This is a genomic window from Xenorhabdus koppenhoeferi (genome assembly GCF_900116635.1).
In the GTDB taxonomy this organism is placed as follows: domain Bacteria; phylum Pseudomonadota; class Gammaproteobacteria; order Enterobacterales; family Enterobacteriaceae; genus Xenorhabdus; species Xenorhabdus koppenhoeferi.
This window is the reverse complement of record NZ_FPBJ01000005.1, coordinates 73,228-97,917: the sequence shown is the minus strand read 5'-3', so window position 1 is coordinate 97,917 and position 24,690 is coordinate 73,228. Positions and strand designations below refer to the sequence as shown.

18 protein-coding genes, 1 other RNA gene and 1 pseudogene are annotated in these 24,690 nt (G+C 44.2%); 9 read left to right on the top strand and 11 right to left on the bottom strand.

The window, feature by feature from the left end:
• The first annotated feature begins 114 nt into the window (after positions 1-114).
• The 4 genes from rplM to sspB all read left to right on the top strand — a co-directional run bounded on the left by rplM (position 115) and on the right by sspB (position 2,517).
• Positions 115-543 carry a 50S ribosomal protein L13 gene (gene rplM / locus BM329_RS02965; RefSeq protein ID WP_012990147.1) on the top strand — a complete coding sequence of 143 codons (429 nt, stop codon included), beginning with the start codon at positions 115-117 and terminating at the stop codon, positions 541-543.
• Positions 544-558: 15 nt separating this feature from the next.
• Positions 559-951, top strand: coding sequence for a 30S ribosomal protein S9 (rpsI, locus tag BM329_RS02960; protein WP_010847761.1), 393 nt, complete (start codon positions 559-561; stop codon positions 949-951).
• Positions 952-1,383: 432 nt separating this feature from the next.
• Positions 1,384-2,025 (top strand): stringent starvation protein SspA, encoded by a 642-nt coding sequence (sspA, locus tag BM329_RS02955; protein ID WP_092548670.1) that lies wholly within the window; start codon positions 1,384-1,386, stop codon positions 2,023-2,025.
• 3 nt (positions 2,026-2,028) lie between these two features.
• Complete coding sequence (gene sspB / locus BM329_RS02950) at positions 2,029-2,517, top strand: ClpXP protease specificity-enhancing factor (protein ID WP_092548666.1); 489 nt, start codon at positions 2,029-2,031, stop codon at positions 2,515-2,517.
• A gap of 143 nt (positions 2,518-2,660) precedes the next feature.
• Here sspB and BM329_RS02945 read toward each other — a convergent pair whose 3' ends face one another.
• From BM329_RS02945 to gltB, 3 genes and pseudogenes are all read right to left on the bottom strand, one after another.
• Complete coding sequence (locus BM329_RS02945; protein WP_092548663.1) at positions 2,661-3,170, bottom strand: hypothetical protein; 510 nt, start codon at positions 3,168-3,170, stop codon at positions 2,661-2,663.
• A 530-nt stretch (positions 3,171-3,700) separates the two neighbouring features.
• A complete protein-coding gene (locus BM329_RS02940; protein WP_092548660.1) occupies positions 3,701-5,119 on the bottom strand; it encodes an FAD-dependent oxidoreductase in 1,419 nt (472 codons plus the stop codon).
• Between the two features lie 10 nt (positions 5,120-5,129).
• Positions 5,130-9,587: pseudogene (gene gltB / locus BM329_RS02935) on the bottom strand (glutamate synthase large subunit).
• Between the two features lie 680 nt (positions 9,588-10,267).
• On the opposite strand from gltB, the gene arcB reads away from it, so the two are divergent.
• Both arcB and elbB read left to right on the top strand, forming a co-directional pair.
• The gene (arcB, locus tag BM329_RS02930; protein ID WP_092548657.1) at positions 10,268-12,607 is read left to right on the top strand and encodes an aerobic respiration two-component sensor histidine kinase ArcB; all 2,340 of its coding nucleotides are present in this window, start codon (positions 10,268-10,270) and stop codon (positions 12,605-12,607) included.
• 236 nt (positions 12,608-12,843) lie between these two features.
• Positions 12,844-13,494 carry an isoprenoid biosynthesis glyoxalase ElbB gene (gene elbB, locus BM329_RS02925; protein WP_092548654.1) on the top strand — a complete coding sequence of 217 codons (651 nt, stop codon included), beginning with the start codon at positions 12,844-12,846 and terminating at the stop codon, positions 13,492-13,494.
• Positions 13,495-13,954: 460 nt separating this feature from the next.
• On the opposite strand, the gene dolP is transcribed toward elbB, so the two are convergent.
• From dolP to BM329_RS02900, 4 genes are read right to left on the bottom strand one after another with little or no spacing between them, the layout of a single operon-like run.
• Positions 13,955-14,530 carry a division/outer membrane stress-associated lipid-binding lipoprotein gene (dolP, locus tag BM329_RS02915; protein ID WP_092548651.1) on the bottom strand — a complete coding sequence of 192 codons (576 nt, stop codon included), beginning with the start codon at positions 14,528-14,530 and terminating at the stop codon, positions 13,955-13,957.
• A gap of 11 nt (positions 14,531-14,541) precedes the next feature.
• Positions 14,542-15,132 (bottom strand): DnaA initiator-associating protein DiaA, encoded by a 591-nt coding sequence (gene diaA, locus BM329_RS02910; RefSeq protein WP_092548649.1) that lies wholly within the window; start codon positions 15,130-15,132, stop codon positions 14,542-14,544.
• Between the two features lie 50 nt (positions 15,133-15,182).
• On the bottom strand, positions 15,183-15,575 hold the full coding sequence (locus BM329_RS02905; protein ID WP_092548718.1) for a YraN family protein: 393 nt from the start codon (positions 15,573-15,575) through the stop codon (positions 15,183-15,185).
• Positions 15,562-17,340, bottom strand: a complete 1,779-nt coding sequence (locus BM329_RS02900) for a penicillin-binding protein activator (protein WP_092548646.1) — start codon at positions 17,338-17,340, stop codon at positions 15,562-15,564. The genes BM329_RS02905 and BM329_RS02900 overlap by 14 nt, the downstream gene beginning before the upstream one ends.
• A gap of 63 nt (positions 17,341-17,403) precedes the next feature.
• On the opposite strand from BM329_RS02900, the gene rsmI reads away from it, so the two are divergent.
• Positions 17,404-18,267, top strand: a complete 864-nt coding sequence (gene rsmI / locus BM329_RS02895; RefSeq protein ID WP_092548643.1) for a 16S rRNA (cytidine(1402)-2'-O)-methyltransferase — start codon at positions 17,404-17,406, stop codon at positions 18,265-18,267.
• 82 nt (positions 18,268-18,349) lie between these two features.
• An RNA gene (gene rnpB, locus BM329_RS02890) (RNase P RNA component class A) lies at positions 18,350-18,737 on the top strand.
• A gap of 108 nt (positions 18,738-18,845) precedes the next feature.
• Here rnpB and BM329_RS02885 read toward each other — a convergent pair.
• Positions 18,846-19,544 (bottom strand): pirin family protein, encoded by a 699-nt coding sequence (locus tag BM329_RS02885; protein ID WP_092548715.1) that lies wholly within the window; start codon positions 19,542-19,544, stop codon positions 18,846-18,848.
• 155 nt (positions 19,545-19,699) lie between these two features.
• On the opposite strand from BM329_RS02885, the gene BM329_RS02880 reads away from it, so the two are divergent.
• Positions 19,700-20,593 (top strand): LysR family transcriptional regulator, encoded by an 894-nt coding sequence (locus tag BM329_RS02880; RefSeq protein WP_092548641.1) that lies wholly within the window; start codon positions 19,700-19,702, stop codon positions 20,591-20,593.
• 180 nt (positions 20,594-20,773) lie between these two features.
• Here BM329_RS02880 and xni read toward each other — a convergent pair whose 3' ends face one another.
• From xni to BM329_RS02865, 3 genes are all read right to left on the bottom strand, one after another.
• Complete coding sequence (gene xni / locus BM329_RS02875; RefSeq protein ID WP_092548638.1) at positions 20,774-21,532, bottom strand: flap endonuclease Xni; 759 nt, start codon at positions 21,530-21,532, stop codon at positions 20,774-20,776.
• Positions 21,533-21,605: 73 nt separating this feature from the next.
• A complete protein-coding gene (queF, locus tag BM329_RS02870) occupies positions 21,606-22,451 on the bottom strand; it encodes an NADPH-dependent 7-cyano-7-deazaguanine reductase QueF (RefSeq protein ID WP_092548635.1) in 846 nt (281 codons plus the stop codon).
• Between the two features lie 236 nt (positions 22,452-22,687).
• Complete coding sequence (locus tag BM329_RS02865) at positions 22,688-24,379, bottom strand: cholesterol oxidase substrate-binding domain-containing protein (RefSeq protein WP_092548632.1); 1,692 nt, start codon at positions 24,377-24,379, stop codon at positions 22,688-22,690.
• Positions 24,380-24,690 lie beyond the last annotated feature (311 nt).

The following is a 24,690-nucleotide window of genomic DNA, read 5'->3' as shown; positions in this document are numbered from 1 at the left end:
GGCATAGGCTATTCGAAGGGGTAGGTTTGCTGGACATGAGTCGTGTGAACCTCTAAAACAGTTTCTGAACATTGAGTGTTCACCAACGTGTAACTTATAATTGGGTAAGCTTTAATGAAAACTTTTACAGCTAAACCAGAAACCGTAAAACGCGACTGGTATGTTGTTGACGCAGATGGCAAAACTTTAGGCCGTCTTGCAACTGAAATAGCTAGCCGTCTGCGCGGCAAGCACAAAGCGGAATATACTCCGCACGTTGATACTGGTGACTACATCATTATTGTTAACGCAGAGAAAGTTGCTGTAACCGGCAACAAACGTGCTGACAAGATTTATTATCACCACACTGGCCACATCGGTGGTATCAAGCAAGCGACCTTTGAAGAGATGATTGCCCGCCGTCCTGAGCGTGTCATTGAAATCGCGGTTAAAGGCATGCTGCCAAAAGGGCCACTGGGTCGTGCAATGTACCGTAAACTGAAAGTTTACGCGGGCAGCGAGCACAACCACGCGGCACAGCAACCACAAGTTCTGGACATTTAATCGGGATTATAGGCAATGGCTGAAAATCAATACTACGGCACTGGTCGCCGCAAAAGCTCTTCCGCTCGAGTCTTTATTAAGCCAGGTAGCGGTAACATCGTAATCAACCAACGCAGCCTCGAAGTTTACTTCGGTCGTGAAACTGCGCGTATGGTCGTTCGTCAACCACTTGAGCTGGTTGAAATGCTGGGCAAACTGGATCTGTACATCACTGTTAAAGGTGGTGGTATTTCTGGTCAGGCAGGCGCAATCCGTCACGGTATCACCCGTGCACTGATGGCTTATGACGAGACTCTACGTTCTGATCTTCGCAAAGCTGGCTTCGTTACCCGCGATGCTCGTGAAGTTGAACGTAAAAAAGTGGGTCTGCGCAAAGCACGTCGTCGTCCACAGTTCTCCAAACGTTAATTTGTTGCCACTATTGTGGCAGTGGATTAAAGTTGAAAACCCGTCATTTTTATGGCGGGTTTTTTTATTTCTCCCAATTTTTTGTTTTGAGAATTTCTTTTTTTTGGAAAAAAATAGCATATTGAAGATGCAAATCTATGCTCTCAAATATTTCATCATTAATTCTCAATGTACTTCCCCACAAAATGTGCAGAATCTGGTAGACTAGTAACAATTTTTTGCCTTATCCATGAATTTGCCTGATTTGGCAGAGGTAAAACACATCTTTGATAGATTTCTCGTTACAGCGAATGCGAACAACGCCGTCACTTGAAAGATTGAAAGGGATAGCCTCGGATAATAAGTGCGAAACAGGATGAGAATATGAGCGAGAATAGCCACTGTTAATTAAAAGGCTGTTCGTTCCTTTTTTAGATAAACTTGGAGGTTTTCATGGCTGTCGCTGCCAACAAACGTTCGGTAATGACTCTGTTTTCCGGCCCGACCGACATTTTTAGCCATCAAGTGCGAATTGTACTGGCGGAAAAGGGGGTCAGCGTTGAAATCGAACACGTTGAAGCAGGTAATTTACCGCAGGATTTGATCGATTTAAATCCGTACCAATCTGTTCCTACTCTCGTTGATCGTGAGCTGACTCTGTATGATTCTCGTATCATTATGGAATATCTGGATGAACGTTTTCCGCATCCACCACTCATGCCTGTGTATCCTGTTGCTCGTGGCTCCAGCCGCCTGATGATGCATAGAATTGAAAAAGATTGGTATTCCCTGATGTACAAAATTCAGAAAGGAAATGTCCAAGAAGCTAATGCTGCGAGAAAACAGCTTGCTGAGGAATTGTTGGCTATCGGGCCTATTTTCAGAGAAATGTCATTCTTCATGAGTGAAGAATTTAGTCTGGTGGATTGTTACCTGTGTCCACTGCTATGGCGTTTGCCTGTCTTGGGAGTAGAACTGTCTGGCCCAGGTGCAAAAGACCTTCAAGTCTATATGCAGCGTGTATTTGAACGTGACGCATTCTTGGCTTCATTAACAGAAGCGGAACGTGAAATGCGTTTACAATCACGGAGTTAATTTATGGAGATGACTCAAATGTCTCCACGTCGCCCTTATCTATTGCGGGCACATTATGAGTGGTTGTTGGATAATGACATGAGCCCGCATCTGATTGTGGACGTTAGCTTTTATGGAGTCAACGTTCCGATGGAGTATGCACAAAATGGGCAAATCATCCTGAATATCTCTCCGAGGGCGGTTGGCAATCTGGAATTGACTAACGATGAAGTTAGATTCAATGCCCGTTTTGGCGGTGTTGCCCGTCAAGTTTCAGTCCCAATGGAGGCTGTTGTTGCGGTTTATGCCCGTGAAAATGGCGCTGGAATGATGTTTGAGCCAGAATTCGCTTATGAAGCGAATGGCGAATTTGAAGAAAAAGATTCGGATTTGCCAGTAGCAGATAATCTGGTACTACTCCACAGTAAAAAAACTCCTCGTGATGAGGACTCACCAGATGACGATCCTCCTCAACCACCAAAAGGGCGTCCGACTTTGCGTGTGATAAAATAATTACGCAATGCTCTATATCTAACTAACCGATTTCAAGTTGCTGCTGTTCTGCAACTTGAAAGATGACGGGTATAAAAATAAAGGAGAACAATATCTCCTTTATTTTTATAGAAATTAATTTTGGATAAAAATCAGCTTTGATGTTAAAAGTAATCACCATAATTTCTCTCCAATTCCCACAAACACATTTCTATACTGTCCCGATTTTTTCCAGAATTTGAATTTTTTATCTTATTTAAGCTACTAACCATCTTATTAATAAATGATTTTTGTTGTGCTGAACTGACTATTGATGGGGGGATATTACAGATATCCGAAAATGCGGGAGTACGATATTTTTCTATTAGAGATAATACCTCATCAGGATTATTAATCAAAGCAGATGATAAGGACTCAAGAATTTGTTTTGAAAATTTGGGATGGATATTCGGGAATAATATAAAGGCAACCTGTAGCCATTCGCTATCACCAGCAGCAATACTATCCACAATCTTTTCCGACTCATAGCTTTCACCTAATTCTGCCACAACCGAGTTCACCCCTCTCTTCTGCACTTGCTGCATAATTTCAGCAGAGGTAGAGAGTCCGGCAATTGAGGGGACACTAATCGAGAATATGCAAGATAAGAAGAGTATCTGGGTGAATAAGCTCATAAATTGCTTCCTGTAATTATCACTTTTACGGTCTTTTAATTTATTTCTATTAAAACAGTTAAAATAAAAAATTTTCTTTATGAAAAAAATGAAACTTATTGCTGGATTACGGTATTTCATTATTGTTGCTATTGTTGTATTGAATACGAGATTAAATTTAACTATTTGGTTTTAGGATATAAAAATAATCGCATAAAACAAAAAAATACAATAATCATGGTAATAAAAGGGAAACTATCACCATCTCCATAGAGGTTATAGTGTTAGAGCACAATTTTGTGTGCTCTTTTCTACATACATAAAAAATGTACCAGCCGAATCAAAAAAGATCAATAAATTAATCGTTATTAACGATTAATTTATTGATATATTTATAGAATTCATCAATCAAATGAAAAATAATCACTAACTCTAACAAGGGATGGTTTTAGGATGGCAACAAAAAGAGAAGTGAAAGTCTGTTTTGTGAAGATTTTTCCGGTCAAAAGACCGGAGAAATAATCAGCGGGAAGAAAAGGAAATAGGACGTTTTATATTTCAAGATAGTCGAGAATGCCTGAGGCGGCTTTCCTGCCTTCAGCAATTGCAGTGACGACTAGATCAGAGCCACGCACGATGTCACCGCCAGCGAATATTTTGGGGTTACTGGTCTGAAAAGGCAGAACATTTGATTCAGAGGCAATAATACGCCCTCTTTGATCAAGATTAACTTGATGCTCATCTAACCAGTTCATAGTATGAGGCTTAAAGCCAAAGGCCATGATTACCGCATCAGTTTCTATCAAGAATTCTGAATCCTGAATGAGTTCCGCTTGGCGACGGCCCTTTTCATCCACGGCACCCAGTTGTGTTTTTACCACTTTGACACCGCAAACACGCCCTGCATCGTTAATTTCAATGTTTACGGGTTGGAGATTGAAACGAAATTCAACCCCTTCTTCTATGGCATTTTTAACTTCACGGCGGGAGCCGGGCATATTTTCTTCATCTCTCCGATAGGCACAGATAACATGGGTTGCGCCCTGACGAATTGAGGTACGAACGCAGTCCATCGCGGTATCACCGCCCCCCAGAACCAAGACGCGCTTGCCTTTCATATCAACATAGGGCTGTTCCGGCAGGGAAGGGTAGCTCATTAACTGACGAGTATTGGCGATTAAAAAAGGCAGGGCATCATAAACACCATCCGCATCTTCATTTTCCAGTCCGCCGTGGATGGATTGATAGGTACCAATACCAAGAAATACAGCATCAAATTCTGCGGTGAGTTCAGCCAGCGTGATGTCTTTACCTATCTCCGTATTTAAACGGAATTCGATACCCATTTCTGAGAACATTTCACGTCGACGGATCATCACCTCTTTTTCTAATTTAAAAGCGGGAATGCCGAATGTGAGTAAGCCACCAATTTCAGGATGACGATCGTAAATAACGACTTGCACACCGTTGCGCGTCAGGACATCAGCACACGATAATCCCGCAGGGCCGGCACCAATAACAGCCACGCGTTTGCCTGTTGGGGTTACATGTGACATATCGGGCTTCCAGCCCATTGCGATCGCTTTGTCGTTGATATAGCGCTCAATGTTGCCAATGGTGACAGCACCAAAATCATCATTGAGTGTACAGGCACCTTCACACAAGCGATCTTGGGGGCAAACCCGCCCGCAGACTTCTGGCAGGCTATTTGTCTGATGTGACAACTCAGCCGCTTCGATTATGCGTCCTTCATAGACCAGTTTCAGCCAGTTTGGAATATAGTTGTGTACAGGACATTTCCATTCACAATAAGGATTACCACAGGCAAGGCAGCGATCTGCCTGTGCTTGTGCCTGACTCTCTGAAAAAGGTTCATAAATTTCCACAAATTCTATTTTACGGATTTTCAACGATTTCTTAGGCGGATCGACACGCTGTAAGTCGATAAATTGATAAACATTCTGGCTCATTATTGACTCCTTATTGCGCCTGAACCCGCAATTCCGCAGAGGAACGGCTACGGTGTCCCAACAACGCGCTGACATCACTGGATTTAGGTTTAACCAGCGCAAATTTATCGACCCATTGTGACCAGTTTTCCAGTATGCTTTCGCCATGTGGAGAACCCGTCAGGTGTACGTGTTCAGTAATTAACCCACGCAGATGTTCTTTGTGAATAGCAAGGGTATCCATTGAGAGCACCTCCACCAGCTCTGGATTGACGCGTTTGCGAAAACCATCGAATTCATCAAGTACATAAGCGAAACCACCTGTCATGCCCGCACCGAAATTTACGCCAGTGCCGCCGAGAACACAGACAATCCCACCGGTCATATATTCACAGCCGTTATCGCCAATCCCTTCGATAACGGTGATGGCACCTGAGTTACGGACTGCGAAACGTTCACCGGCACGTCCGGCAGCAAACAATTTTCCACCTGTTGCACCATAAAGGCAGGTATTACCGATGATAGTGGTCTCATTACTTTTGAATGCTGAACCAACAGGAGGGCGGATGGCAATACAACCTCCTGCCATACCTTTGCCGACATAATCGTTGGCATCGCCAGTTAAAGTTAGTTCGACACCACCCGCATTCCAGACACCAAAACTTTGCCCGGCGGTTCCGGTGAAATAGAGTTTGATCGGATCAGCGGCCAGCCCTTGATCGCCATATCGAGTTGCAATTTCACCAGAGAGAGAAGCGCCAACAGAGCGGTCGGTATTTTGAATATCAAAATAGAAAGTTTTGCTCTGTGAATTTTCCACATAAGGCATAGCGTGGGCGACGATGGACTTATTCAGTTCACCTTGATCAAAAGGTGGATTACCTTCAGTACAGTGCAGCGCTTTGCCAGCATGAGGTTCAGCCGTTTCCAGCAATGGCTCAAGACAGAGTTTATTTTGTTTGGCGGAGATACCCTCCAGTATCGTCAGCAAATCTGTTCGACCAATCAAATCAGTGAGTGTTTTCACACCCAATTGCGCCATTAACTCGCGTGTCTCCTGCGCAATAAAGCGGAAGTAATTAATCACTCTTTCCGGCAGACCGTGATAGTGGGATCGACGTAGTTTTTCATCTTGCGTTGCTACACCGGTCGCGCAGTTATTTAAGTGGCAGATCCGCAGGTATTTACAGCCAAGGGCAACCATCGGGCCCGTACCGAAACCAAAACTTTCCGCGCCTAAAATAGCGGCTTTGATAATATCCACGCCCGTTTTTAAACCCCCGTCAACCTGAAGGCGAATTTTATGGCGTAATCCATTGGCAACCAGTGCCTGCTGAGTTTCCACAAGCCCCAATTCCCACGGGCACCCGGCATATTTTACAGAGGATAGAGGACTTGCTCCGGTTCCACCGTCATAACCTGCAATCGTGATCAGGTCGGCATACGCTTTGGCTACGCCTGTGGCGATGGTTCCCACACCCGGTTCTGAAACCAGTTTGACTGAAATCAGCGCCTTTGGATTGACTTGTTTAAGGTCGAAAATCAGCTGGGCCAGATCTTCGATTGAGTAAATATCGTGATGCGGTGGTGGCGAAATCAGTGTGACACCGGGTACGGAGTAACGCAATCTGGCAATATAAGGTGTGACTTTATCTCCCGGTAACTGACCACCTTCACCCGGTTTCGCGCCCTGTGCGACTTTTATCTGAATGACATCAGCGCTGGTCAGATAGGCCGGTGTAACGCCAAACCGGCCAGATGCAACTTGCTTAATGCGGGAAACTTTTTTTGTGCCGTAACGAGCCGGATCTTCCCCACCTTCACCGGAATTGGAAAACCCGCCCAAGGCATTCATCGCTTCCGCCAGCGCTTCATGCGCTTCCGGGCTTAACGCACCAATCGACATGGCAGCGGTATCAAAACGTTTGAACAGGGCTTCTGCCGGTTCAACATCCTCAATGGAGAGGGGTTCATTCTGAGGTAAAATCGCCAACAGATCCCGTAATGTTGTTACGGGACGCCTGTTCACCAATTCAGAGTATTTCTGATAATCACTGTACTTGCCACTGTGGACTGCCGCTTGCAATGTGCTGACAACATCGGGGTTATAAGCGTGATATTCTCCATTGTGAACATACTTCAGCAAACCGCCCTGATCGATGGTGTGACGTTGCAGCCATGCCCGCTTAGAAAGATTAAGCAGATCTTGTTCAAAATCGCTGAAATCTGCCCCTTCAATGCGGCTGACGACACCATTGAAGCAAATATTCGTTACATCAGAATGTAAGCCTACGACCTCGAATAATTTAGAACAGCGATAAGAGGAGATCGTAGAGATGCCCATTTTGGACATAATCTTATACAACCCTTTATTAATGCCGTTGCGATAATTCAGCATAACGCGGGTATAGGGGGTATTGATTGTGCCATCATCTACCATCTTTCCCAGAGACTCATAGGCCAGATAAGGGTAGACAGCCGTAGCACCAAAACCCAGCAATACGGCAAAATGGTGCGGATCACGCGCACTGGCGGTCTCCACAATCAAGTTGGCATCACAGCGCAGGTTTTTTTCAACCAGACAATGCTGAATAGCACCGACGGCCATTGGCGCAGGGATTGGCAATCTTTCTGATGAAATATTGCGATCAGATAATACCAGCAATACTGAGCCGTTACGGACGAGTTTCTCTGCTTCCTTGCACAAGGTGAAAACCGCATTTTTAAGACTGGTTTCCTGCGGATTGAAGGTCAAATCCAGTGTGTCAGCACGGTAATATGGCTCTTTCTGTGTCGTGAGCTGCACGAAGTCAGGGTAGAGCAGAACAGGTGATTCAAAGCTCAATCGATGCGCTTGCCCTTCTGCTTCACAAAAGACATTCATCTCCCGCCCAATGCGGGTAGACAGCGACATGACATGAGCTTCACGCAGTGGATCGATGGGAGGGTTGGTCACCTAGGCAAACTGTTGGCGGAAGTAATCATAGATGATGCGTGGGCGGCCGGAAAGAACGGCGAACGGTGTATCATCTCCCATAGAGCCTGTCGCTTCTTGTGCATTTTCGCCAAGAATACGAATAACTTGATCCAGCTCTTCATTACTGTAGGCAAATTGCTTGTGATAAGTTGCCAACAGCCGATCATCTAAATCTCTTTGCCCGACCTGATCTTCCGGTAGTTCTTCAAATGGGGTCAAACGCCTGACGTTTTTCTCTAACCACTCTTTATAAGGATGACGGATTTTCAAATCATTGTCAGTTTCAGCGGAATGAAGAATACGGCCTGCATAGGTATCAATGACCATCAATTCGCCCGGCCCTACACGCCCCTTTTCCACGACTTCATCGGGCTTGTAATCCCAAATGCCCACTTCAGACGCACAGGTAATCAGTTTATCTGTAGTAATCACATAACGGGCAGGGCGTAAGCCGTTTCTGTCCAGATTACAGGCTGCATAGCGCCCATCAGAAATCACGATGCCGGCAGGCCCGTCCCAGGGTTCCATGTGCATAGAATTGAAATCGAAGAACGCGCGCAGGTCATCATCCATATCGGGATTATTCTGCCATGCAGGTGGAACCAGCAGGCGCATTGCGCGAATTAAGTCCATGCCACCATTGAGAAACAACTCCAGCATATTGTCTAACGAACTGGAATCGGAACCGGTTTCATTAACGAAAGGCGCGGCGGTATATAAATCAGGAATGAGTGGCGTACGGAATTTATAGGCTCTGGCTTTGGCCCATTCGCGGTTTCCTGTAATGGTGTTGATCTCTCCATTGTGGGCCAGATAACGGAAAGGTTGTGCCAGTGGCCAGCGAGGAACCGTATTGGTTGAAAAACGCTGGTGGAACAGGCAGATAGAAGACTCCATCCGTAAATCGGCCAAATCTGGATAGAAACGGGGTAGATCGGTCGCCATGCACAGCCCTTTGTAAATCGTGACCAGATTGGACAGGCTGCAAACATAAAAATCGTTGTCGGTAATGTGTTTTTCTATACGGCGCCGGGCAACGAACAACCGGCGTTCCATATCTTGTGTCCGCCATCCGGCAGGCGCATTGATAAAAATTTGCTCAATGCGAGGAAGGCTTGACAGGGCAATCTCACCCAAAATATCTCGGTTGATGGGAACTTCCCGCCAGCCAACAATAGATAGGGTTTCGTTTTGTAATTCTTGTTCTACGATGTCACGGCATGATTGGGCAATTTTGGCATCCTGACTCAGAAACAGCGTACCGACGGCGTAGTTTTTGGCGAGTCGCCACGACTGCTCGCTGGCAATCATCTGAAAAAAACGATCTGGCTTTTGCATTAATAAACCACAGCCATCACCGGTTTTGCCATCTGACAGAATCGCGCCCCGATGCTGCATCCGAGCCAGCGCATGTATGGCTGTGCGCACCACCTTGTGGCTTGGCTCACCTTCAATATGTGCGATTAATCCAAAGCCACAGTTATCTTTTTCCTGCAATTTGTCATACAACATTGTAAAGCTCCCAAGTTCTGTCCGGTTCTCACATCACTCGCGAGATGGTATAGATATATTATTTCTATAGGCGTCTGATTTGCGCCCTCAGCAAACACCACTTGTTTTATTTGCAACTTTTATTTGCAGCAACAAGCGGTAAATCAAAATGATGTTATGTTTCATGTCATATCACTGCATAAATATGAATCGGACGATTATCCAATATATGATTTTCAGTGAACTCCCAACTTATAGAGAAAAATAGGACAGGTCAAATCGTGGAAAATCAGGTTTATTATTATTGATGTTTATCTATCACGTTAAATTTAAATAAAAAATTATGTAATTTTGTATTTTGTGAACTAGATCATGAGTATTACATGATGTGAGTTATATCACTAAATCAATGGGATTATTTGTTTCATATATGCTGTTAAATTAAGTTTTTTTTAGATTTTTAATCTAAATTTTGTAAATATATCGAAATTATCAAATGTATCTTATGTAAGATAAGAATAAATTATCGATTGTTTTTTACTCTAAAAAATAAAGTGAGAAATTTTATGATTAAATATTCTATTTTTGTGAGTTTTTATGGCTGTGGGTGTCAGATGATATCCCTCAACGAAGTTGAGTCTTTTTTGCGTTATGATTCAATCTGATGACTTTACTGGAAATTGTTTTGACTTGGAGTGGTTATGAAGCTGATTCGGGAACTTGCCCAATATTATGTAGATTTGATGATGAAGCTAGGATTAGTGCGTTTTTCAATATTGCTCGCATCTGCTCTGGTTATTCTTGCAATGGCTATGCAAATGGCGGTGACATTCGTATTGCACGGGGAGGTACAGGGCATTGATTTAATCCGCTCAATCTTTTTTGGTTTGTTAATCACTCCTTGGGCGGTTTATTTTCTTTCTATTGTGGTAGAACAACTGGAAGAATCCCGTCAGCGTTTATCCAGTCTGGTCGCAAAACTTGAGGAGATGCGCCAGCGTGATGCGGAATTGAATCTGCAACTCAAAGAAAATATTGGCCAATTGAATCAAGAAATTTCCGAAAGAGAGAAAGCGGAAAAAGCGCATCTGGTGTTGTTAAATAAACTCAAATTAGAAATGGAGTATCGTGAAAAAACTCAGATTGAACTTGAGCAGCAATCTATTTTGCTCCGTTCATTTCTGGATGCTTCTCCTGATCTGGTTTATTACCGCAATGAAGACGACGAATTTTCCGGCTGTAATAGGGCGGTGGAACTGCTGACAGGCAAAAGTGAGAAGCAGCTTATCGGTCTGACTCCGAAGGATGTTTATGATAAAGAAATTGCCAAGAAGGTAATGGAAACCGATGAAAAAGTATTTCGTCACAATGTATCCCTGACTTACGAGCAATGGCTGGTTTATCCTGACGGGCGCAAGGCTTGTTTTGAACTTCGGAAAGTCCCTTTTTATGATCGTGTCGGGAAACGACATGGGCTAATGGGGTTTGGGCGCGATATCACGGAGCGTAAGCGCTATCAGGACGCGTTGGAGAATGCCAGCAGGGATAAGACGACTTTTATCTCTACGATTAGCCATGAGCTTCGTACACCTTTAAATGGCATCATTGGTCTGAGCCGGATTCTGATGGACACCGATGTAACAGCAGAACAGTGCAACTATCTGAAAACTATTCATGTCAGCGCAATTACACTGGGTAATATATTCAATGATATTATTGAGTTAGATAAAATTGAGCGCCGCAAAGTCCAGCTTGATAACCAGCCAATTGATTTCACCGGTTTTATGGCTGACCTGGAGAACATTGCAGGGCTGCTGGCGCAACCGAAAGGTATTAAATTCGTGATGGAGCCGGAACAACCGTTGCCTGCCAAAGTAGTGGCTGACGGAACCCGTTTGCGGCAAATCCTGTGGAACATGATCAGTAATGCCGTGAAATTTACACCAGAAGGGGAAATCCGGATTCGTATCTGGCGTGAAGAGGGGGAGTGGCTGTTTTTTGAAGTTACAGATTCTGGTATTGGCATTCCTGCCAATGAGCTGGAAAAAATCTTTGCCATGTACTACCAAGTGACAGACAGTGCTGGTGGGCGCCCTGCGACAGGAACAGGCATTGGCCTTGCCGTCTCGAAGCGCCTTGCTCAGGCTATGGGTGGTAACATTACGGTAACAAGTTCGCTGGGACACGGCTCCTGCTTTACTTTGTCTGTTGTTGCCCCTGTCATTGATGAACACCTTAAAGGAAAAGAAGCGCAAGATACCCTGCCATTACCGGCGCTGAATATCCTGTTAGTGGAAGATATTGAACTTAACGTCATTGTTGCCCGTTCCGTACTGGAAAAGCTGGGGAACAGTGTGGATGTTGCCATGAATGGTCATGATGCACTGGCAATGTTCGATCCTGAAGAATATGACTTGGTGTTGTTGGATATCCAATTGCCGGATATGACCGGGCTTGATATTGCCCGCAAATTACACCAGCGTTACTCCAGCCAATCTTTACCCCCATTGATTGCCCTGACAGCTAATGTATTGAAAGATAAAAAAGAATATCTTGATGCCGGCATGGACGAGGTCCTCAATAAGCCGCTCTCCGTTAAAGAGTTAACAGCTGTGATGGAAAAATATTGGGGTAAGGCATTCGAACCTGAAAACACACCACAAGAGGCTAATATCGTGACACGGGATGAAGAACTGCTCGATACGGAGATGCTTAACCAATATATCGAATTGGTTGGGCCTAAAATGATTGTTGATAACCTGGTAATTTTTGAAACCATGATGCACAGTTACCTTGCCTTGCTGGACTCAAATATGACTGCCAGAGATCAGAAAGGAATTACGGAAGAAGCCCACAAAATCAAGGGAGCGGCAGGCTCTGTCGGATTACGCCACTTGCAGCAGCTAGCTCAGCAAATTCAATCTCCGGATCTACCGGCATGGTGGGATAACGTTCAGGAATGGGTGGATGAGTTAAAGTCAGAATGGAAGCATGATATAGAAATATTGAGAAATTGGTTGTCGGATGCTACAAAAAAATAACCCCAACCGAAGTTGGGGTGCGCGAATACTGCGCCAACACCAGGGAAACTTATTTACCCGCTTATCTGAGATTTGTTTTCGGTGCGAGTAGTTAAAAAATTCTTCCACACAGAACACAGGTACCAACATAGCAAAGATAAGATTTTTTGTTACAAGATTCATTAAAATCTGTGATGAAGATTGGTGTTTAACCCTCTAAGGGGTTAAGCATTAATCTACTACAAATGGAGAGAAATATGAAATCTGTTGCCATTATATTGAGTGGTTGTGGAATGTACGATGGAAGTGAAATTCACGAATCAGTCCTGACTATGCTCTCTTTAAGTCGTCTTGGCGCTGAAGTATCCTTTTTTTCACCTGATGATACACAACATCATGTAATTAATCATGTTAATGGAGAAGTGAAACAAGAAAGCAGACACATAATGGAGGAATCTTCCCGTATAACACGTGGAAATATACAATCTTTATCTAAAGTTGATATTAATGCATTGGATGCATTGATTATTCCAGGCGGCTTTGGAGTAGCCAAGAATTTATGTAATTTCGCATTTAAAGGCTCAGATTGCGAAATAAATAAAGAATTATTAAGTATTGTGCGGGCAATGCATCAACAAGGCAAACCAATGGGCTTTATGTGTATTTCTCCTGTGATGGTGCCTAAAATATTAGGTAAACCGATAAAAGTTACCATCGGCAATGATCCTGAAACTGCGGCTCAAATAGAAGAAATGGGAGGTATACACGTAGAATGTCCAGTTGATGATATTGTTGTTGATTTTGCAAATAAAATTGTAACAACACCAGCCTATATGCTGGCTGAATCCTTATCCCAGGCAGAAAAAGGGATTGATAAACTGGTTAAGAAAATATTGGAAATGATTTAGTAACTGGATGATAAATCCTTTTTTAATATTATGGCGTTGGCTGAAAAGAATTGTTCTGTCGATCACAGTTCTATGGTTTGTTGCTGTAATCGCGTTTTCGTTTCTGCCGGTGCCATTTTCTATGATGATGGCAGAGCGGCAAGTGAGCGCCTTACTGTCAATTAATTTATCTTATGTTTCTCGCTCCACATGGATAGCTCAGAATCAAATCTCACCTTATATGGTATTACCGCCGAAGATCAAAAGTTTCCAAAACATTGGGGATCTGACTTCGATGCTATCGAAACTGCTATAGCTCATAATAAAAAATATCAGAGGCATTGAAATAGAAACTGACACAAGGCAGTAATTTATTGAGAATAAAAAGCGGCACTATCACTATGGCACTATCACTATATTGTGCCATTGTGCCGCTTTACCTGGAGAATGGAGAAGTTTTAGTTTGGGTATTTAGTTGAGATTAATTCAGGTAAGTAAACGCCGTTGTCACGCGCCTGATCCCACTCGTTTCGCTGGCAATTTTTGCAGCAGCAGCCCCTTCTTCTCTGGTCACGATGCCAAACAAAAAGATTTCACCATTTTCTGTCACCACTTTGATGCTGGAAGATTTAACCGCATCACTGGCCAGAATCTGGGAGCGTACTTTAGCTGTCAGCCAAGTGTCTGAGGACGCTATTCCCAGTGAAACAGGATTGCCTTGGCGGATCTCATTATAGACCACCTCAGCCCCTCCGACTTTTGACGCAATTTGCTTTGCTTTATCAGCCAGCGCCATATTGGGGCTTTGTCCGGTTAAAAGAACCTTGCCTTGGTATACTGTTGCTACCACGCGGGCTTGTGCCTTAATTTGTGGATCTTTGCTGATGGCATTGCTGATTCTGGCTTCCAGAGTAGTATCATCAACTTGTTGCCCTACTGTCCGTGGATCTGAGCCGGCTTTTGTAGCAATCGCAGCTGAACCCACGACAGCGGCTCCAATACATCCTTGTAATAACATTGCACTAAAACATAGCGATAATAGAGAAAATAACCGCATTACTGAGTTCCTTATTCATCCTGGTGAGGAAATAATGTATTGTCGATTAAGTCGCACAGGCAATTGATTGTCAACATATGAACTTCTTGAACCCTGATGCTGTGATGTGAGGGGATACGGATTTCAACATCCTGCGGGCCAAGCAACCCTGCCACTTCACCTCCATCGTAGCCTGTCAGTGCGACAATCGTCATATCGCGTGTGACAGCCGCCTCCACGGCTTTGATGATATCCCGGCTGTTACCATGGGTAGAAATGGCGAGCAGAACATCTCCAGCATACCCCAACGCCCTGACTTGCTTGGCGTAGATTTCGTCAGGTTGTTTACTGTTGGCAATAGCCGTGATCACCACATTATCAGTATTCAGAGACAACGCCGGCAGACTTGGCCTCTCTGTTTCAAAGCGGTTTATCATGCTGGCGACAAAACGCTGTGCGGTTGCGGCTGAGCCACCGTTACCACAACAAAGAATTTTGTTGCCGTTCAGCAGTGATTGAACCATCAGCATTGCCGCGCGCGATATTGCGTCGGGTAAGGCTTCTGCTGCTGCGATCTGAGTTTGAATACTTTCCGTAAAGCAGACTTTAATTCTATCCAGCACGTTATGACCTATGTATATGGAATCTGTTTAGAGAGTAAATTAAGAACCTACTAAAATAGGCTCTCATTCAGGGTAAAGGCATTTTTCAGCCATTCAAATTTCTGGCCTGTTATCGCACAAACATCAAAGCGGCAAGGTGTAGTTTCCAGGCATTCATTACGTCGGTTCAGCCAAACTGCCGCAGTATGCAATAGCTTTCTGCGCTTGCTTTGGGTAATTGTAGCAATAGCATCACCATATTGAGCGTTCTGGCGAAAGCGGACTTCGACAAATACCCACGTATGCTTATCACGCATGATGAGATCGATTTCTCCACCACGAATTTTCACATTTTCTGCAACAAAGGTAAGCCCCTGTTGTTGCAGAAATTGCTTGGCCTGATGTTCGTAATGCTGCCCTAGCGCGTAGCTACCCGCTGTTTTGTGATGTTTATTGTAACGCATTACTTTGATCAGCATTATTCACATCGTCTGATTCATTCGAGTTATTAGTAATCCCGGTATGTTCAGCATTGTCAGCACGATTTTCGAGCATGATACGACCATTACTGAACTGCATCCAAGGGAGTTGGCGCATGATGATGCAATTATCCGAAACTAAAAGCTCCCCTGATGCGCCATTCAGACGGAATCCCGTTTCTTGCTGCATTTGTGTAAACTGATTAGCCAGTGACCATGCGTCGATTCCCATTGCATAAAGGCGCATCAGGGAGTAGTCATTGGAAAATTTTTTGGCAGCCTGCTGCATTAATGGCACGTTCATGCCTGTCAACAGTGGAATGTCACTAAACTGTATTCCATCCATTTCTAAACGGAAATCAGGGCCCAAGCCTGATTTATTACTACGTGAGGTGGTATACAGAGCGGGTTTTTTGCGAGAGCTGATTGCCATATCGATCATTGGTTTGATCGTTGTCAGCTCATCCGCTGTCGCGACTATATAAACGGCATCCACCGAGCCATTGGCTGAACTTGTGGAAACAACGGGCACATTTATATTGGCCTGATTAGCGGTATCCGGTGCGGGGGTGCTGGCCGTAACTGGCGTACCGGACATGCGAATGCCAACACCACGGTTCATGGATTGTCTCATTTCATCCGGTGTCCCGAAAGTTTGCTGCAATACGGTTTGTCCCCCTAATTTTTGCCACTCGTTTGCAAAGGCTTTTGCAATTCGTGTACCAAATTCAGTTCGCGGTATTAAGAGCAGTGGATTGCGTTTCTGCTGCTGCCAGATATGCATGGCGGCGTTTTTTGCCTCATCTTCTGGGGACAGCGAAAAATAACAGATATTAGGTTGTGCCTGTGGAACATCCAATTCATTGAGAGCCAGAATACTAAGCGACGTTTCAATCTGTGCAAGCTTTTCCACGTTGGGTTTCAGTAAAGGCCCAACGACCAGTGTAATACCATCTTGTTCAGCTTGTGCCAGCAGGGTAGTAAGTGGCTGGCTGTTAGTGTCATAGACTTTTACTGCCGATAGATCGGTGTTATCAGATAATCCATTATCCGTCGTAGAAGCAATAGCCGCAGCAATAGTTGAGTCAGTCACGTTTACAGGCGATACCGGTTTTGGCAACCCTTTTTGCGCATCAAGGAAACCTTGGCGAATAGCGTCACCGAACATTTTTGCCTGACCACTTAGGGGCAGGAATAATCCGATTGTGACACGACCATCATTTGATTTTTCCAACATTTGTTGCAGTGAAGTAGGTAAACTACGTGCAGCAGGGTTGCCGGAATAGCGAATTTTCCAATCGCTGATGGCAGGGCGGAGTTTATCGATATTTTGCTTATTGTTCTGATAAGCATTGAGCAAGTCGAGCCAGCCTTGCAACGTATATTCGTTGGCATTGATCACCAACTCGCTGAGTTGCTGCGAGGAAAGATGTGTCAAAGCCTCCCAGGTTTCATCAATGTTTTTCTGATGCTCAGCTTCATATGTTGCTTGGTTTTCTGTGACATCGTGTGTCTTTGATAAATAATGTTCCAGCGCAATGTAAGCACGGATAACATCCAGTGATGGTTGATTATGAGCTGTATCAATAATGGCTTGATAGCGGTTAATCTCTGCGCTGATATTGTCCTGAGGCTGAGAAGTTGGTTGCCCTTGCTGTGTGGGCATGGTACACCCTGCAATAATCATAGTCGACAGCAGTGCTGTATAGACTAAACCTGTTTTGAAACGCACAAAAATTGAGGGAAGCATACTGTATCCAGTGATGTTTTTTTCAAAGATGCTCAATTTTAAATCGGTCATTCGGATGAAACAATGAATCAAACCAATCGAGCAGTGGTTACGACATCCACGCTGTATGTTGTGCCAACCCCTATTGGAAATCTCGGGGATATTACCCAGCGTGCTCTTGAAGTTCTTAAACATGTCGATCTGATTGCAGCCGAAGATACGCGACACACTGGCTTGTTGCTTCAACATTTTGCCATTAATGCGCGTATGTTCGCACTTCATGATCATAATGAACAGCAGAAAGCAGATCAATTGATTGCAAAATTGGAACAAGGAATAAGCATCGCGTTAGTGTCTGATGCCGGTACACCTTTGATCAACGATCCGGGCTACCACCTTGTCCGTCGTTGTCGGGAAGCAGGAATTAAAGTTGTTCCATTGCCGGGCCCCTGTGCAGCGATTACAGCTTTGTCTGCGGCTGGCCTGCCTTCCGATCGTTTTTGCTATGAAGGTTTTCTGCCAGCAAAAAGTAAAGGGCGTCAGGATACCCTGCGTGAATTAGCACAGGAACCAAGGACGCTGATATTCTACGAATCGACACACCGTTTATTGAACAGTTTAGAAGATATTGTAGAAGTATGGGGAGCAGATCGGTACGTTGTGTTGGCCCGGGAACTGACCAAGACGTGGGAGTCCATTCAAGGAATGCCTGCGGGAGAACTTCTGGCATGGATCAGGGAAGATGAAACCCGTCGCCGTGGTGAAATGGTGCTGATTGTGGAAGGCTACCGTAAACCAGCGGAAGATAGTTTACCACCGGAAGCCTTGCGAACATTGACATTGCTGCAAAAAGAGCTGCCATTGAAAAAGGCAGCGGCATTGGCGGCTGAGATACATGGTGTGAAGAAAAATGCATTGTACCGTTACGCTCTTGATCAAGACAGTTAATTGAAATCTGCCATTGAGCAAATTAAAGACGACGTATGAAAATTCCTATACATCGGATAGTAAACCCCTTATAATCCGCGCCGGAGTTGACCAGACAGTCGCCGCTTTACCGTTCTCCTCCGGGGGAAGTAAAGGGGAGGAAAGTCCGGGCTCCACAGGGCAGGGTGCCAGATAACGTCTGGGAGGTGAAAGCCTACGACCAGTGCAACAGAGAGCAAACCGCCGATGGCCCGGTTTATTTGTAAAAATAAGTTTGGGATCAGGTAAGGGTGAAAGGGTGCGGTAAGAGCGCACCGCGCGGCTGGCAACAGTTCGTGGCACGGTAAACTCCACCCGGAGCAAGACCAAATAGGGGTTCATATGGTACGGCCCGTACCGAACCCGGGTAGGTTGCTTGAGCCAGTGCGCAAGTGCTGGCCTAGATGAATGGCTGTCCAAGACAGAACCCGGCTTATCGGTCAACTTCATAAATTTAGCCCTACAGAGTATCTCCTCTGTAGGGCTTATTCATTTCTTGGTCAGATGAAATGAATGCTAAGTCAGAAAAAACTGAACCAGAAAAAACTAAGCCAGAAAAATCACTCTGCCAAATCAATTAACAGCCCCCGAAACAGCGTATCTGCTTGCAATGTGATTTCTTGTTCTTCCTGAATAAATACACCATCTCCACACTGAATCACAACTTCATCTGTCCTGCTGCCAATCCTTGCATTGCCACTGATGGATTGCAGGTAGGCATATTTATTCCACAAAGACAACGTTTGGTGTTCTCGGGGTTTTATCACAAAATAGCTTATCCACACTTGTTGACGCAGGTACATGCTGCTGTTTTCTGATGTGGGAGAAGCCAGCAATGTTAACAGCCTATTTGGCAAAATTTTACGTTGTAATGGCAGGGGTTCTTGCTGAGGACAGGCGTTGAGCCAGAGTTGCAGCCGCGTCATGGGTATTTTGTCACTGGGATTGAGTTCACTATAACTAATGCCCTGACGAGCAGAAAACAGCAAACAATCACCTTGTTTGGCATGGATATAATTTCCCTCACTGTCACGATATTGAGCTTCTCCTTGCAGGATAATATTCAAAATATCGACGTGAGGATAAGATTTAGGCTGAAATTCGGCTTTTGGTGCCAGAACTTCCTGATTAAGAACACGTAATGATTGGTAGTTCAAAAATTTTGGGTCAAAATAGTGACCGAATGAAAAAGTATATCGAGCCTGTAACCAACCATAATCGGCTTTTCCACATTGAGTTGCTGATCTCGTTATCATCATCATTGTCATCTCTTTAACTAATAAACGATACCCTTTGTCTTTCAAATTAGCTCCAAGCCCATAGAGTATATAAATTTCGATCTTAATTATCTGGACGTTGAAATGTTAGCCAGTTAATCTGGTGGCTATATTCAAAATTCCTGATTGAGAAAGATATGGGCAAAGAGCGTGCGCTAACATTGGAATCCCTGAGAGTTATGGATGCGATAGACCGACGGGGAAGTTTTGCGGCGGCGGCGGATGAATTGGGGCGGGTTCCCTCTGCATTGAGTTATACCATGCAGAAACTGGAAGAAGAGCTGGATGTCGTACTGTTTGACCGTTCTGGTCATCGCACGAAATTTACTAATGTTGGCCGTCTGTTACTGGAAAGAGGGCGCTTGTTGCTTGAAGCTGCGGATAAATTGACGGCTGATGCAGAAGCGCTTGCCCGTGGTTGGGAAACCCATCTGACAATTGTGTGTGAAGCCCTGTTTCCGGCAGCCTCCCTTTTTCCTCTCGTGGATAGACTGGCAAAAAAATCGAATACACAACTTTCGTTGATGACCGAAGTTTTGGCGGGTGCCTGGGAGCGGTTGGCAACCGGACATGCTGATATAGTGATTGCACCAGATCTACACTTCAGAGCCTCTGCTGAGGTGAATTCCCGTCCACTTTATTCGATTAACAATGTCTATGTTGCCAGTGCGGATCATCCTATCCATTCTGAACCAGAACCGCTGTCTGATGCCACGCGGGTAAAATATCGCGGGATAGCAGTTGCTGACACGGCAAGAGAACGCCCTGTTCTGACGGTTCAGCTATTGGATAAACAGCCCCGCCTGACGGTAAGTTCACTGGAGGATAAACGCCGTGCACTTTTGGCGGGACTGGGAGTGGCGACTATGCCGTATACGATGGTAGAACAAGATATTGCTGAAGGCCGTTTACGGGTTCTCGGCTCGGAATACAGCCATGAAACCAACGTCATTATGGCCTGGCGACGCGATAGTATGGGAGAGGCGAAGTCTTGGTGCTTACGTGAGATCCCAAAATTGTTTGCTAAATGATCGGGTAAACATCACTGTCATTCATGCAAATGTCTAGTTCTGAGATATGTTGACACTTATTTTACTTAACGCCTGATGATGTGCTTCATCAGGCGTTATACATTTTCAACGCGTTATTTGAAACAGATTTCAAGATGCAGCCAATAAAACTACATCTTGAAAGACTATGGCAATGAATTTTTATCTATTATTGATGAGCCGTAATTGCTGCAAATTCCCCTGAAGCGATAAATCGGTTCTTAAGGATGCCACTTCACGGCAGATATAAGCCATGTCTTTGTGGGGTTCTAATTTTTTCCGCCATTTATCGAGCTGAGTTTCCAAATGCTGGAATAAATTATCCAGCGAACCTGCTTGTTGTAGCAGGCTGGTCGCGGTTTTGGAACCAATGCCCTGAATTCCCGGTATTTTACTGCTACTAATACCTGCCAGCCCCCAATAATCAGGAAGTTGGGCAGGCGAAACACCAAACTCTTGCTGAACAAAAAGCAAATCTAGCCAGCGTTTTTGAAAGTAATCACGGATCTGGATATTAGGAGAAAGAAGCTGACAGTAGCCTTTATCCGTTGAAACAATCGTAACCTGATGCCCGCTACTGGCGACTTTAGTTGCCAGTGTTGCAGCCAAATCATCTGCTTCATGTCCTTCCATATGCCAGCACTCTACACCCAGTGTATTGAATGCCTGCTTGATCAGGGGCATTTCCTGCTGCAAGCTATCCGGCATGGCAGAACGGCCCGCTTTATAGTCGGGAAGAAGCTGATGTCGCCAGCTATGGCTGCGATCATTTTCATCAAATACCGCAACCGCGTGAGTCGGTGAGGTGTGGGTGATTAATTGCTTCAGGGCATGTTCACAAGCAGAAATGCAAGGGCTTCCCTGTACAGCATGGATGCGCCGAATCAGATTCAGGGCATCTACAATCAAAAGGTGTATCATGGTTGTTGTGTTCCGTCCGTGGGTGTATTCCCTGGCACCAGCCCCATCTGAAAATTTCGCCAATCAGATTCGATTATTGGCGGGCTAATCTTCCTGTCGCCGGAATGAATTCTTCGTTACTGCGCCATGGATTAATATCCAATCCGCCCCGACGGGTATAACGTGCATAAACAGTGAGTTTTTCAGGGACGCACAATGCCATTAAGTCATTAAAAATACGCTCAACACATTGTTCATGAAATTCATTGTGATGACGGAAAGAGACTAAATAACGCAATAATTTTTCTTGATCAATTTGAGGGCCTTTATAGCGAATCATAACGGAACCCCAGTCTGGCTGATGGGTGATCAGACAATTTGATTTTAACAAATGACTCACCAAGGTCTCTTCAACGATAGAACCCGTTGCTGCATTATTAAGATAATCTCGACTGAACTGATAATCATCAATTTCAATATCCTGATTATCAATGCATTCTCCTGCAAAATCGGCAATTGGCTGTTGACTGAAATGATGCAGAGGATATAGAACAACCTCAATATCACCATTAGCACAAGCAGATAGATCTTGTTGCAGAGTTTTTTGTACCGTTTCCCAATCAGAAAAACGGGTTTGGTTAAAACTGTTCAAATAAAGCTTAAAGCTTTTTGATTCGATAAGATTTTCACTGGCTGAATTAAGACTAACATGCCCGACAGCAACTTGAGGGACGCCGCGTGCGTTGAGCCAGGAAAGTTCGTACATTGTCCAGATATCAGCACCGTGAAAAGGGAGATTGTCAGGATACAGCCCAAGGGGTTCACGGTTCAGGCTGCGGGGAACGGCCTGGAGTATCGTGGAGTCATAACTGTCTTTGTAGGGAGTTGGTTTACCTAACGTAAGCTGGGAGAGTGCTTCATTATCCTGATATAGAGACATTAGGATTCCTTAAGATTAGAAAATTCTTAGATTTTTAGACTGTGAGGTAAGTCCGTAGTGTATCAGTGAATCTTAAAAGTTCGTATTTTTATTGTGCATTACTGCCATTTTCCTCAAGCCTGTTTCTGAGAGGCCGAGTCTCTTTTCTTTAATGGAATAGCTATATGTCCGTTTTATTTCTCCATTATTTGGTAATAGCAGATATGTTTTTATACCTGCTATTTATTAGACTACGATTAGTCAGAAAGTAATTTATCCAATAACGGGGATCTAAATATATTATGCGGATCGTGTTTCTGTAATGCGGAAACGGCTAAATTCCAGTTGTTATCTGTAGGTAAGCCATCAGTAAATGAGACGGGAATTATTTTAGTCAGCACTTCCTCATCTTCCCATGCGGCATTTTCACTATATGCCCAACCTTTACTCCATTCGACACGAGCTGAAGCATAAGTGCCATTAAATTCCTGAAATAACCATATCTCGAATTTACGCATAAATTCAATGGCATGGGGTGTTTTAGGAAAGGTTAGTATATCCAGCCAAATTGCAACATCCCACTCAGGATGATCCGAACGTGGACGGATGGCAGATAAGCTGGGAACAACGGCTTTTTCATGTACTACATCAGCAGGATCATCTAATCCAGTGACTCTGACTTCGAGAGGACCGTTGACAGGATATTTTCCTGTCACGGTGAATTCCTTCATCATAGTTTGCCACTGGGTATAGAATACGTTCAGCACACGTTGAATATCGGCTCGGCGTGTTAAGATGGCATAACCATTTGCTGTAACGCGCAATGTTGTCGGTTTCACATATAACAGCAGGTTTTTACTCCAGCCCCAGATATCTTTTTCACGGCCTTGTAAGGCACCCTTTACAAGCTGATATTGCATTTCACCTATAAGGGGCGTTAATGCGGGGGTATGGATAAGTATATTTTCTGTAATATCGGATATGAATAATGAAATATTATCGGAAAATGGATAGTTATAGGGGGTTTTAACTTCAGTGCTCGATACGGGTTTGTTTGGTGACACACTCCAGACTTTTAGCCATGGTTTATCTGTAAAGGGGAACAAAATTATTTCAGCTCGACCGCTTTTATCTAAGAACTGGCTGAAAGTTCGATTTTCTTTTGTATTTCCTGAGAAAGCAAATAACTCTGCCGCAGGGATATCAGTGAAGCTTTGGCAGCGTAAACGTTGATTTTTACCAGCCTGAAACTGAACTTCCAGAATGAGGGCACTGCCGATATGGGTCAATAAAGGAGCACAATCTGGATGATTTCGTTCAAAACGTTTGATGGTATATTGCTGACTTTCTGTATCCCAAACGACAGCAGATAAAGACAATATTGTGTTACTCAGAGAACCGTATGTATGCCCGGTAAGCGGCTCTTCTCCGAAAGCTTTAATGGCACTACCATGTCCGTTTATTGCGAGAACCGCCCCAAGGGTTAAATCACCGGGAGCCGGGGTTGCAGTAAAGCCAAGATCCTGCTCTTCCATTTGTGTCAGCAGCGTTTCCATTAATATAGCCGTTTGTGCTGTGACGATGGAAAACTGGGGATGATGCTCGATATTAACATGAGTAAAGAATTGAGAAAGATCCATCAACATAATGCGGGCTGTCGGATTTTTCCCTATTCCCATTATCAGTGGTGACCAATTATGGGATTGACCGATTGGTCTGAGCTTATAATTTTCTTTCCATGCCCAATTGGCGATTGAAATAACGTCTTCTGTGCTACGTGGTATGCAACATGGAATATTATAAGCCCGAATTTCTCCTGACCAATTTCTAAATGATCTATTTCCGTATTTTATATTTGAAGGGAAATTAAGTAGGGGGTATTCTGGTTCAGCCATGAAATTCTGTTGTGAATCATTATTTTCTTGTTCGATTGAATTTGATGAGATCATTATTTTTATTCCCTTTATATTTTATTTGTAGATTGTTTTTTTAATATGAATTTAAAAATAAACCTATCATGTCTAATGCATAACAAGATCATCGGTACTTTCATCGAAAGGGAATGTTATATTAAGATGCTTATCAATGCATTGAGTATATACACTTCGTCTTTCAAACTGCCTCTTTGTTGGCTGCGCTCGCTCACCCCGGTCACATAATTATCTATGCTCCCGGGGATTTGCTCTCTTACCGTCGCGATGCAACTTGAAATCCATTGTGTATAGACCTTATTTTGTCAAGAACGTATAGAAATAAGTGG